The sequence below is a fragment of the Sandaracinus amylolyticus genome (assembly GCF_000737325.1).
Classification (GTDB): Bacteria; Myxococcota_A; Polyangia; order Polyangiales; family Sandaracinaceae; genus Sandaracinus; species Sandaracinus amylolyticus.
The window spans coordinates 2,969,374-2,980,907 of sequence record NZ_CP011125.1 but is presented as its reverse complement, the minus strand read 5'-3'; the positions used below and the strand labels follow the sequence as shown (position 1 = coordinate 2,980,907).

Genomic DNA, 11,534 nt, shown 5'->3' with positions numbered 1-11,534 from the left:
CGCGTCGTGCTCGCGGAGCTCGCTCGTCCGAGCACGCGAGCACGACGCGCGCGCTCGCCGTGGGAGCCGCGGCGAGGCGCGGACCTCTGCGTCGCCCCTCGAAGGACCGAGCATGAACGCGAGCCTCGCCGTCCCCGATCATCCCGCGCGCATCGGGCCGTTCCCGGTCGTCGCGCGTCTCGCGTGCGGCGGCATGGCGGAGATCTTCCTGGCGCGCCGCACGTGCGTCGGCGGCTTCGAGCGACGCGTCGTGGTGAAGCGCATGCTCCCGCACCTCGCGCGCGATCCGTTCCTCGCGCACGCGCTCTCCGACGAGGCCCGCATCATGGCGCGGCTGCGTCATCCGAACGTCGTCGCGGTCGAAGAGCTCGGCCACGACGGTGCGTCGCTCTATCTCGTGATGGAGCACCTCGTCGGCGCGAGCCTCTCCGCGATCGCGCGCGCGCTGCGCGCCGAGAAGCAGCGCATGCACCCCGCGCTCGCGATGCACGTCGTCGCCGAGCTGTGCGCGGGCCTGCACGCCGCGCACGCGCTGCGCGACGAGCGCGGTCGCTGGCTCGGCCTCGTCCACCGCGACGTCTCGCCGCACAACGTGTTCGTCACGACGTTCGGCGAGGTGAAGCTGCTCGATTTCGGCATCGCGTACTCGAAGGAGTCGCGCCAGCACGCGCAGGGCGGCGTCGCGCCGGGCAAGCTCGGCTACATGGCGCCCGAGCAGCTCACGGAGGCGCGCCCCGATCGTCGCACCGACGTCTACGCGGCGGGCGTCGTGCTGCACGAGCTGCTGACCGGAGAGCGCCTCTTCGGGCGGTCCAGCGACGCGGAGATCGTGAACGCGGTGCTCGAGGAGCGCGTGCCTCGCCCGAGCGAGCGCGTGCCCGGCCTCGCGATCTCGCGCGAGGTCGAGGACATCTGCATGTGCGCGCTCGCGCGCGATCCCGCGCACCGCTTCGCGACCGCGGAGCAGATGCGCGACGCGCTGCGCGCGCACCTCGGTCCCGTCCCGCCCGAGCTGCGCGATGCGCTCGGGCAGCTCGCGATCGCGCACGGTCCGCCCGAGCTCGCGCGCACCGCACCGCGCGCGAAGGAGAGCGCGACGGTGCCCGCGGCGCGCAGCCGAGGCGACGCGCCGCCGCACTCGGGGATCCGCGCCGTGATGCGCGAGCCCGAAGCGGTCACCGTCCCGCCGGCGACGACGCGCGCGCCTCGTCGCGGTCGGTGGCTCGCCGCCGCGGTGGCGCTGGCCGCGCTGATCGCGGGCGCCGTCACGCTGCTCGCACCGCGGCCTGCGCCGGGGCGCGTGCACGTCGTGATCGAGAGCGTCCCTTCCGCGGTCGAGGTGCGCGTGGACGATCACGTCGTCGGTCGCACGCCGCTCGCGCTCGAGCTCGAGCGCGACGACGCGCCGCTCGTGCTCGCGCTGGAGAGCGCCGATCACCTCGTCGTGAGCACGCCGTTCGTGGCCGACGCCGATCGCACGATCCGCATCGAGATGCCGCGCGCGACGACGATCACGCCGCACTGATCAGAGCGGCGCTGATCACAGCGGCGCTGATCAGAGCGGTGCTTCGGGCGCGGGCGACATCAGCACCGCGACGACGAGCGCGAGGAACAGCGCGAGCAACACGCCCGCCGCGATCCCGAGCGGCCGGAAGCCGCGCACCCCGAGCTTGTCCGCGAGCGCCATCCCGCCGAACGCGCCGAGCAGGAACGCGACGAACGTCGTGGGCACCGTGGGATATCCCTCGCCGACCACGAGGAACCCGACGTAGTTGAGCAGCAGCCCGAGCGCGCCGCCCGCGATCCAGCCGAAGACGGTCGTCAGCCGCTTGCGCCGATCGTCCCCATCGTTCGCCGACATCGCGCCGACCCTAGCGCGCGCCGCGGGTCACGTCATCGCCGCTCGCGCCCATCGCGTGGGACGGAGCGTTCACGCACGCGGGGCGCGATGCACCACGTTCGTGCTTGCCACCAGAACGCGACGGGACCAGAAAGCGGGCTCCGATCCACCGTCGTCCAGCGTTTTTCCCCTCAGGGAGGTGATTCGATGACCGTTCGCGTGCAGAAGCCGGCGCCCGACTTCCAGGCAGAGGGCGTTCGCGGCCTCGAGTTCGTCGACGTGAAGCTCTCGGACTACAAGGCGGGCGGCAAGCTCGGCGGCAAGGACGGCAAGTACGTCGTCCTCTTCTTCTACCCGCTCGACTTCACGTTCGTGTGCCCCACCGAGATCATCTCGTTCGACGAGAAGCTCGAGGAGTACAAGAAGCGCAACGCCGAGGTCATCGGCGTGTCGGTGGACTCGAAGTTCTCGCACCTCGCGTGGCAGAAGGTTCCGCGCGCGCAGGGCGGTCTCGGCAACGTGCGCTACACGCTCGTCGCGGACATCACGAAGTCGATCTCGCGCGACTACGGCGTGCTCTTCGAGGACGGCGGCGACGCGGGCGTCGCGGCGCGCGGCACGTTCGTGATCGACAAGCAGGGCAACGTCCGCCACGTGACGATCAACGACCTGCCGCTCGGCCGCAACATCGACGAGCCGCTGCGCCTGATCGACGCCATCGAGTTCTTCGAGAAGCACGGCGAGGTGTGCCCCGCGAACTGGCAGGCCGGCCAGGAGGGCATGAAGGCCGACCCGACGGGCTCGCAGGAGTACTTCAAGAAGCACGGCTGAGCCGATCGGGCAGGGTCGAGCACACGGATCGGAGGGCGTCGGTGACGAGCCGACGCCCTCGTCGTTTCCGTCGGGTCGACTCATCGCTCTCCAAGGACTGGCGAGACCCCCGGGTCTTCTCACGGCGCGCGTGCTTTCCCGGCGCGGGCCTGTGCTAGGGTGCCGGCTTTCGTTGGGGATGGGCTTCCGCGCCGAGAGGTCGAGGACGTGAGCCAGAACAAGACCGAGGACCAGGACTTCGACGAGAGCGCGCTCGCCGCGCTCGTGCGCCCCTCGCTCGCCCCGTCGCCGACGAACGACGAGCAGGACGACGACGGGAAGATCGACCTTCGCGCGCTCGTCGCGTCGACGCCCCCGCCCGCGCCCGACGAGCCCGTCGTCGCCGCGGCCGAGCCGGCGAAGAAGAGCGAAGCGACGAAGGCGGCAGAGCCCGCGCCGGCGAAGGCCGCGAAGAGCGCCGCGCCGAAGAAGAAGGCGGCGAGCGTCGAGGCGGCCCCGGTCGCCGAGGTCGCGCAGCCGGTCGAGCCCGCGCCCGCGAAGAGCGGCGGCAACGGGCTGTGGATCGGCCTCGGCATCGGCGCCGCAGCGTGCGTCGGCCTCTACGTCTTCATGAGCTCGCAGACCGCGCAGCCCACCGCGCAGGCCGCGACGCCGTCGACGACGACGAGCATCGTCGAGACCGCCAGCGCGCCGAGCGCCGCGGAGCCCGACGAGCCCGCGCCGGCCGTCGAGCCCGCCGCCGAGCCCGAGGTCGCGGCCGCGGAGCCCACGCCCGCCGAGGTCGCGGCCGCGGAGCCCGCGCCCGCGGCCGAGCCCACGCCCGCCGCCGAGCCGACGCCCGCCGTCGCCGCCGCGGAGCCCGCGGCCGCCGCTCAGCCTGCCGACGATCGTCGCGGCGCCCGCACCCGTGAGCGCACCACCACGACGACCGCGACCGCGAGCGCCACGACGACCGCGAGCGCGCCCGTCGCCGCCGCGACCCCGACGCCCGCCCGCGAAGAGCGCACCGCGCCCGCGGCCGAGCCCGCCCCGACCGCCACCGCCACGGCGACCGCGTCGACCAGCGCCCGCGGCGGCGCCGCGCTCGACTCGGTGCTCGATCAGGCGCTCGGCGGTCGCCCCGACCGCAGCGGCACCCGCACCGTCCCGACGACGACCGCGAGCGCGCCGCCCACCGCGGCCGCCGCCGCGCCGCGCGGCGATCTCCCGGAGACGCCGAGCCAGACCGACGTGCGCCGCATCCTCGGCGGCCTGATGCCCCGCATCCGCGAGTGCGCGGGCGAGCAGGCGGGCATGGCGGTCGCGACGATCATGGTCCGCAACGACGGGACCGTGGCGAGCGTCGCGATCGGCGGCAGCCCGTTCGGCGGTACGCCCCAGGGTCAGTGCATGGAAGGCGCGCTCCGCGGCGCGCAGTTCCCCGCGTTCCGCCAGACGCAGTTCCGGGTGCAGTACCCGATGTCGATCCGTCCGACGCCCTGAGCCGTACGTTCGACGTGCATCCGCGACGACAGCCCGCGCGCGCTCCGGCGCCGCGGGCTGTTTCGTTCTTGGCGCCCGAGCGCCCACGTGCTCTACGTTCGCGCGACATGGCTCCGCGCGCCGCGCTCGCGCTCGTCCTCCTCGTCGCCGCGTGCAGCGGACCAGGCGCTGCGGCGCCGGCGCGCCCCACGACACCGCTCGTCATGCCGACCGAGATCGCGGCGCGCCACGCCGCGATGGACGCGTTCGGCGCGCGCCTCTTCGCCGCCCTCGCCGCCGGTCGCCCCGCGGACGTGATGCTCGGCGACGACGAGCTCCGCGTGCTCCTCGAGAGCGACGCCGCGACGCGCATCGGCGCCCACCGCGCGACCGTCGCGATGCGGCTCGGGGCCGACGTCGGGCGCGTCCCGCTCGGCCTCGACGGCTCGCACTACCTCGGCGTGTGCCTCCAGGACGCGCGTGACGAGCCCGCCGACGGCCCGCTCGGCCTGCGCGCCGACGGATGGACCTTCCGCCGCGTCCTCGTCGCCGCCGAGCGCCCGGGGGGCCGCCGCGTCGCGCTCTGGGTCGACGGCCTCTTCGTGTTCACCGACGCCGGCTTCGGCGCGCTCGACCTCGAGCGGGTCGAGAGCCCCCGCCCCGAGCACTCGGACCTCGAGATCGCCCCCTGCGACATGGCGACTCGCCTCCGGTAGCGGCTGCGGTAGCGACCGGGATCCACCACCACGGGTTGTGGTGGTCACCTAAGGACCCCCACCAGGAATCGCACAAGATAATTGCGATCGCCGAACCACGATCGTACAAGGGTCCGCCTCGGGCGATCACGCTCGACACCGGGGGTAGGGGCGGCGATGAAGATCAAGAAAGTCGAGATCTGCGGCTTCAAGTCGTTCGTGGACCGCACCGTCGTCCTCTTCGATCACGACGTCACCGCCATCGTCGGCCCGAACGGCTGCGGCAAGTCGAACGTCGTCGACGCCATCCGTTGGACGATGGGCGAGCAGTCCGCGAAGAACCTCCGCGGCAAGTCGATGGACGACGTCATCTTCAACGGCAGCGAGACGCGGGGGCCGCACTCGTTCGCCGAGGTGACGCTCACCTTCGACAACACCGACGGCCTCGCCTCCCCCGAGTACCGCGCGTACGCCGAGATCGCGGTCACGCGCCGCCTCGATCGCCAGGGCAACAGCGACTACTTCATCAACAAGACGCCGGTCCGCCTGATGGACGTGACCGAGCTCTTCCTCGGCACCGGCATCGGCGCGAAGGCCTACTCGATCATCGAGCAGGGCAAGATCGGCTACATCGTCAGCGCGAAGCCCGAGGACCGTCGTGGCCTCATCGAAGAGGCCGCGGGCATCACGAAGTTCAAGGCGAAGAAGAAGGCCGCCGAGCGCAAGATGGACGCGACGCGGCAGAACCTGCTGCGCATCGGCGACATCGTCGCGGAGATCGAGAAGAACCTCGCGAGCCTCAAGCGCCAGGCGCAGAAGGCCGAGCGCTACAAGGCGTACCGCGCCGAGATCCGCGACCTCGAGCTGCTCGTCGCGTCGCACCGCTGGATGGAGCTCACGGTCACGCGCCGCGTGATCGACGAGGAGCTCACCCAGGCGAGCGGCGCGCTCGAGGGTCATCGCTACGCGCTGCGCGTCCGCGAGGCCGAGCTCGAGGGCGAGCGGCTCGCGGTGCAGCGCGCGGAGAGCGAGGTCGAGCGCGCGCAGCGCGTCTCGTACGAGCTCGACAACTCGGTGCGCATGCTCGAGGGCAAGGTCGAGCAGCACAAGGAGCGCCTCCAGGGCCTGCGCGACAGCGAGCGCCTCGCCGAGCGCGAGCTCGAGGCGCTGAGCGCGCGGCGCGCGGTGCTCGCGCAGGAGCGCGATGGCCTCCTCTCGACCATCGCGGAGCTCGAGGAGATCGAGCGGACCGAGCAGGACGAGCTCGAGCGCGAGGTCGCGATCCTCGACGAGCGCAAGCTCGCGGCGCAGGAAGCGGAGCAGACCGTGAGCTCGGCGCGCTCGCGCGTGAGCGAGTCGGCGCAGCGCATCGCGCGCGCGGAGGCGGTGCTCAAGGGCTACGAGCGTCGCCGCGACGAGGCGCGCACGCGCCTCGATCGGATGCGCAGCGAGCGCGAGGAGCTCGAGGGCCGCCTCGTCGAGCTCGCGCAGGAAGCGGACGAGCTCCGCACGCGCCTCGAGGGCCTGCGCGAGGGCAAGAACACGACGGCCGAGCGCAAGGAGCAGCTCGAGACCGAGCTCAAGGATCTGCGCGCGCAGATCACCGAGAGCGAGCGCACCGTCGACAAGCTGCGCAGCGAGCTCGCCGAGAAGCGCTCGCGCCTGCGCTCGCTCGAGGAGATCACGAAGAAGTTCGAGGGCGTCGGCGCGGGCGTGCGCAGCGTGATGACGCGCTTCGGCAACACCGACGAGGAGCGCGCGCAGAAGGGCGTGCTCGGCCTCGTCGCCGATCGCATCGAGTGCCCCGAGGCGTACACCCAGGCGCTCGCGGGCGCGCTCGGCGAGCGCCTCCAGCACGTCGTGGTGAGCGACGTCGACGCGGGCCTTCGCGTGCTCGAGTTCCTCGAGCAGGGCGACCGTGGCCGCGCGACCGCGATCCCGCGCACGCCGCGTCGCGTGGTCGCGCCGCTCGCCGTGCTTCCGCAGGACGAAGGCATCGTCGGGTGGCTCGCCGATCTCGTGCGCGGTGAGCGCGAGACGCAGCAGGACGAGGCCCTGGTGCGCCACCTCCTCGAGGGCGTGCTCGTCGTGCGCGACCTCGCGTCGGCGAAGCGCCTCTACGACGCGGGCGTGCAGGCCTCGACGTTCGTGACCGAGCGCGGCGAGGTGCTCGGCGCCGGCGGTGTGATCACCGGCGGGCGCGGCGAGCAGGTCGGCGCGCACATGATCGCGGTGAAGCGCGAGATCCGTGACCTCCACGGCATCGTCGCCAAGCTCGACGCGGAGATGACCGCGGCGGTCGCGCGCCACGGCGAGCTGCGCAACGGCATCGCGTCGCGCCAGGCCGCGCTCGACTCCGCGCGCAACGAGGCGCACGACGCGGAGATCGCGATCGTGAAGGCGGACAAGGATCTCCGCCGCGCCGAGGACGAGCTGAATCGCACGCGCCAGCGCGTCGAGAAGGTCGCGATGGACGCGGACGACCTCGCGATGCAGCTCGCCGACGCGCAGGGCGAGGGCAACGACGCGCAGGCGGAGATCGAGTCGGCGAGCAAGGCGAAGCACGACGCCGAGGGCGCGCTCGAGTCGAACGAGATGATCTACGAGGAGCGCCGCTCGCTCGTCGAGGCGCAGAGCGCGCGCGTGACCGACGTGCGCGTCCGCGCGGCGCAGGCGCGCCAGCGCGCCGAGGGTGATCGCCAGGCGCTCGATCGCCTGGACAAGTCGGTGCAGGAGCTCGGCGAGCGCGAGAAGCGCCTGCGCGGCGACCTCGAGCGCGGCGCGAAGCAGCAGGGCGAGACGGCGGGCGCGCTCGTCGTCACGAAGGAAGAGCTCGTCGACAAGGTCGAGCGCGCGATGAAGGCGCACGAGGTGCTCGGCGCGGCCCGCGAGAAGTACGACGTCGCGAAGCTCGAGCTCGGCACGCGCGAGGCGGACCTCAAGGAGATCCGCAGCAAGATCGACGAGGGCTCGCGCCGCGTCTCGTCGCTCACGATCGAAGAGCGCGAGCTCGCGATGGCGATCGAGCACCTGCTCGATCAGGTCAACGAGCGCCACCGCGTCGACCTGCGGCGCGTGCTCGGCGACTACCACTTCCGCGACCTGCCCGACGACTCGGTGAAGACGCGCATCGACGAGCTGCTGCGCCTCGTCGAGCGCATGGGCGAGATCAACCTCACCGCGATCGAGGAGTACGAGGAGCAGAGCAAGCGCTTCGAGTACCTCAACGGCCAGAAGCTCGATCTCGAGCAGGCGCTCGATCAGCTCGACAAGGCGATCAAGCAGATGAACCGGGAGAGCAAGAAGCTCTTCCGCGAGGCGTTCGACGCGATCAACGAGCGCTTCCAGCAGGTCTTCCCGCGCCTCTTCGGCGGCGGTAAGGCGGAGCTGAAGCTCACGAACGCCGACGACCTGCTCGAGACCGGCATCGACATCCTCGCGCAGCCGCCGGGCAAGAAGATCGGCTCGATCGAGCTGATGAGCGGCGGTGAGAAGGCGCTGACCGCGGTCTCGCTGATCTTCTCGATCTTCCAGTACAAGCCGAGCCCGTTCTGTCTCCTCGACGAGGTCGACGCGCCGCTCGACGAGGCGAACATCGGCCGTTACTGCGAGGCCATCCGCGCGATGACCAAGCACTCGCAGTTCATCGTCATCACGCACAGCAAGAAGACCATGCAGATGGCCGACGTGCTGTACGGCGTGACGATGGAGACGCCCGGCATCTCGAAGCTCGTCAGCGTCGAGCTGCGCCAGAAGCAGCGCCAGGCCGCGCCCGACGCGTCGCACGCCGTGGCGTGATGGGTTCGTAGCGCCCTCGCCGTCGTCGATCGGCGCGGGCGCTGCGCAATCTCGACGGGCGCGCCGCGAGCACGCCGCGTGAGCGCGCGTTGCGCTCGCCGCCGCGCGTGACAGGTTCGGCGGTGCGCCGCTCGCGCGGCGCGATCATGGCTTGACGTCTCTCTCCACCCGTTCGCCGGCGCTGCGCCCTCCGCGTCGAGGGCGCGCGACCCCGTGTGCGTGAGATGAACGTCCGCCGCCGCGCGATGTGCGCGGCGCGCGCTTCCATTCGCCAGAGGAGCATCGACGATGCCCGAGCCCGGATCCATGCGCCCCGTTCGACATCCCGCCGCGCTCGTGAACGTCCTACCGACCCCGCCGCCCGGAACCGTGCTCGCCGACGTGTACGCGCACCTCGCGAGCGCCGGCGCGCCGCCGTACCGCTATCACCAGCTCGTCCTCGCGCTGCAGCGTGGCGCCCAGCGCTTCGACGACGTGAGCGAGCTGCCGCGATCGCTTCGCGACGCGCTCACCGCGCGCTTCGGCCCGACCGTGCTGCCGCTCGAGCTCGTCGCAGTGCGCTCCGCGGAGCAGGTGGAGAAGGTGCTGTTCGAGACGCGGTCGGGCGCGCGGCTCGAGACGGTGCGCTCGCGCTATCGCGCCGGGTGGTCCTCGGTCTGCGTGTCGACGCAGGCAGGCTGCGGGCTCGGCTGCTCGTTCTGCGCGACCGGCGCGATCGGCCTCGCGCGCAACCTCACCGCCGACGAGATCTGCGCGCAGGTCGTCCACCGTCGCTGGGCGGCGCCCGACAGCGTGGCGTTCATGGGGATGGGCGAGGCGCTCGCGAACCCGCACGTGTTCACCGCGCTCGAGCTGCTCACGACGCCCGGCTACGGCGGGCTCTCGCCGCGGCGGATCACCGTGTCGACCGTCGGGTTCGCGCCGAGCCTCGAGCGCCTCACCCGGGAGCATCCGCAGGTGACGATCACGCTCTCGGTGCACTCGCCCTTCCCCGCGCAGCGCGCCGAGCTCGTCCCGCTCGAGCGCCGGTTCTCGCTCGCCGAGAACCTCGCGATCCTCGATCGCCACGTCGTCGCGGTCCGGCGGAAGGTCTATCTCGCGTACCTGCTGATCGCGGGTGTGAACGACTCCGAGGATCACCTGCGCGCGCTCGCGCAGCTCGTGACGTCGCGCGCGCGGCCCGAGCTCTTCCACGTCAGCGTCATCCGCTACAACGACGCGTCCGGCGCCGACCCGTCGCATCGCGCGCCGAGCGCCCAGCGCGTGGACGACTTCGTCGCGCAGCTCCGCGCCCTCGGTGTTCGCGCGACGCGCCGGCAGCAGTTCGGCGCATCGATCGACGCCGCGTGCGGACAGCTCCACGCGCGCTCGCTGCTCCGCAATCGCCGGCCGAGCTGACTCGTCTCGAAGCGCGCTCGGATCGCTCGCCGGCGACTCCACGGGGAGCTCGGATGACCGAAGTCATCCGTTTCCGGATTTCAGGTCCAGGGCGACACGATTGCGATCGTCGTTCCTGGATTTCAAGTCCAGAGGAGCACGACCGAAGTTGTCGCGACTGGATTTGAAATCCAGAGGACGACAACTCCAGTTGCGGAACCGGATTTCAAATCCAGGGCAGGGCAATTCGAGTTGTCCGAGCTGGATTTCAAATCCAGGGCAGGACGATCGCGGTCACCGATCCTGGATTTCAGGTCCAGCTCCGATCATTCGAATCGTCCCGCTGTGCCGATTCGGCTCGTTTCGTCGTTGCACGTTCACATCCGCGCGCGTCGTCGGCACGAGATCGCATCGCAATCGCCGCGGCACGCTCTCTGCTGAGCCGGCCGCATCCCGCGCTTTGCTCCAGCCTCGTTCGCGTTGGTCGCGCTGCTCCTGACGGCGCCGGAGGCGCTCGCGCAGCGTGCGGAGCCTCCGCCGACCGAGCGCCGCGCCCTCCCCCACGTCCCAGGCGGCTCGATCGCGGTCGAGCTCGGCGAGGGCGAGGAGCTGCACGCCGCGACCTGCGGGCTCGCCGACGCCGCGTTCACCGGCGACACCACGCTCGCCCTGATCGCGCCGGACGGACAGCGCGTCGCGTTCAACGACGACGCGTGCTTCTCGCTCGGCTCGTCGCTGCGCTTCGTCGTCCCACCGGGGCGGAGCGGGCGCTACGTCCTCCAGACCGAGTGCTACGGCGGGAGCCAGGACTGTGGCGGGACGCTCGCCCTCCAGGTCGGCCCGCAGTCCGCCGAGACCCGCGTGCCGCGCGTCCGCGCCGCCGGGGCCATGCGCGGCGTGATCGGGCTCGAGGGCGAGCAGGGCGCGCTCGTGGGCGACGTGATGGCCGAAGCGCGCCCGCTCGGCCCGCTGCTCGTGCGGTTCGGCGGCACGCCGCTCGGCATCGGTGGCGGCGATCGAGGCGGCCTCGCGGGCGGCTCGCTCTCGCTCGCCGTCGGCTTCGACGAGGGCCTCGTCGCCGTCGCCGCCGGTGCGGGCATCTCGGTGCTCGCGACCCGCCTCGACGGCCAGCGCGCGCAGGAGACGCCGATCTTCGTCACGTTCGCGCGGCTCGGGCGGCTCCACATGTTCCACTTCGAGGCGCAGCTCGCGATCTGGTCGTTCGGCGACGCGCTCGAGGTGCTCTCGTTCCACGCGATCGCGCGCCTGCCGCTCGGGCCCGTCGAGCTCTTCGTGCGCGGCGCGGGCGGCCACGACGGCATCGCGCTCGGCGAGGTCGGCGCCGTCGTGTGGAGCGGCGACGACCGCACGGTCGGGATCTCGGTGCACGCGGGCGGAGCCGGCGTCTTCCATCAGCCGCTCTGCCGCTTCGACGTCCCGTGTCGGGACCAGCGCTGGATCGCGGGGCCCTCGCTCGGGCTCGGCGTCGAGCTCAGGCCGTGGTGAGCGTCTCTTCCCTTGGGAGCACAGAG

The 11,534-nt window shown here is 72.1% G+C and carries 8 protein-coding genes; 7 read left to right on the top strand and 1 reads right to left on the bottom strand.

What is annotated here, in order from left to right; genetic code table 11:
• Nucleotides 1–112: 112 nt before the first annotated feature.
• Nucleotides 113–1,525: a serine/threonine-protein kinase gene (locus DB32_RS12465; protein WP_053232650.1), complete on the top strand. Its 1,413-nt coding sequence runs from the start codon at nucleotides 113–115 to the stop codon at nucleotides 1,523–1,525.
• Nucleotides 1,526–1,555: 30 nt separating this feature from the next.
• Here the strand turns inward: DB32_RS12465 and DB32_RS12460 are convergent, their stop codons facing one another.
• A complete protein-coding gene (locus DB32_RS12460) occupies nucleotides 1,556–1,861 on the bottom strand; it encodes a hypothetical protein (RefSeq protein WP_053232649.1) in 306 nt (101 codons plus the stop codon).
• Between the two features lie 186 nt (nucleotides 1,862–2,047).
• Between DB32_RS12460 and DB32_RS12455 the strand changes: the two genes are divergently transcribed.
• From DB32_RS12455 to DB32_RS12430, 6 genes are all read left to right on the top strand, one after another.
• The gene (locus tag DB32_RS12455; RefSeq protein ID WP_053232648.1) at nucleotides 2,048–2,671 is read left to right on the top strand and encodes a peroxiredoxin; all 624 of its coding nucleotides are present in this window, start codon (nucleotides 2,048–2,050) and stop codon (nucleotides 2,669–2,671) included.
• A gap of 207 nt (nucleotides 2,672–2,878) precedes the next feature.
• The gene (locus DB32_RS12450) at nucleotides 2,879–4,153 is read left to right on the top strand and encodes a hypothetical protein (RefSeq protein WP_053232647.1); all 1,275 of its coding nucleotides are present in this window, start codon (nucleotides 2,879–2,881) and stop codon (nucleotides 4,151–4,153) included.
• A 107-nt stretch (nucleotides 4,154–4,260) separates the two neighbouring features.
• Nucleotides 4,261–4,848 (top strand): hypothetical protein, encoded by a 588-nt coding sequence (locus DB32_RS12445; RefSeq protein WP_053232646.1) that lies wholly within the window; start codon nucleotides 4,261–4,263, stop codon nucleotides 4,846–4,848.
• A 156-nt stretch (nucleotides 4,849–5,004) separates the two neighbouring features.
• Complete coding sequence (gene smc, locus DB32_RS12440) at nucleotides 5,005–8,625, top strand: chromosome segregation protein SMC (protein ID WP_053232645.1); 3,621 nt, start codon at nucleotides 5,005–5,007, stop codon at nucleotides 8,623–8,625.
• A 306-nt stretch (nucleotides 8,626–8,931) separates the two neighbouring features.
• Nucleotides 8,932–10,023, top strand: coding sequence for a radical SAM protein (locus DB32_RS12435; protein ID WP_053238783.1), 1,092 nt, complete (start codon nucleotides 8,932–8,934; stop codon nucleotides 10,021–10,023).
• Nucleotides 10,024–10,482: 459 nt separating this feature from the next.
• A complete protein-coding gene (locus tag DB32_RS12430; protein ID WP_053232644.1) occupies nucleotides 10,483–11,508 on the top strand; it encodes a hypothetical protein in 1,026 nt (341 codons plus the stop codon).
• Nucleotides 11,509–11,534 lie beyond the last annotated feature (26 nt).

Coding starts and splice junctions, on each gene's coding strand:
- DB32_RS12445 (WP_053232646.1), top strand. CDS start 4,261: ATGGCTCCGCGCGCCGCGCTCGCGCTCGTCCTCCTCGTCGCCGCGTGC.
- DB32_RS12465 (WP_053232650.1), top strand. CDS start 113: ATGAACGCGAGCCTCGCCGTCCCCGATCATCCCGCGCGCATCGGGCCG.
- DB32_RS12435 (WP_053238783.1), top strand. CDS start 8,932: ATGCGCCCCGTTCGACATCCCGCCGCGCTCGTGAACGTCCTACCGACC.
- smc (WP_053232645.1), top strand. CDS start 5,005: ATGAAGATCAAGAAAGTCGAGATCTGCGGCTTCAAGTCGTTCGTGGAC.
- DB32_RS12460 (WP_053232649.1), bottom strand. CDS start 1,861: ATGTCGGCGAACGATGGGGACGATCGGCGCAAGCGGCTGACGACCGTC.
- DB32_RS12455 (WP_053232648.1), top strand. CDS start 2,048: ATGACCGTTCGCGTGCAGAAGCCGGCGCCCGACTTCCAGGCAGAGGGC.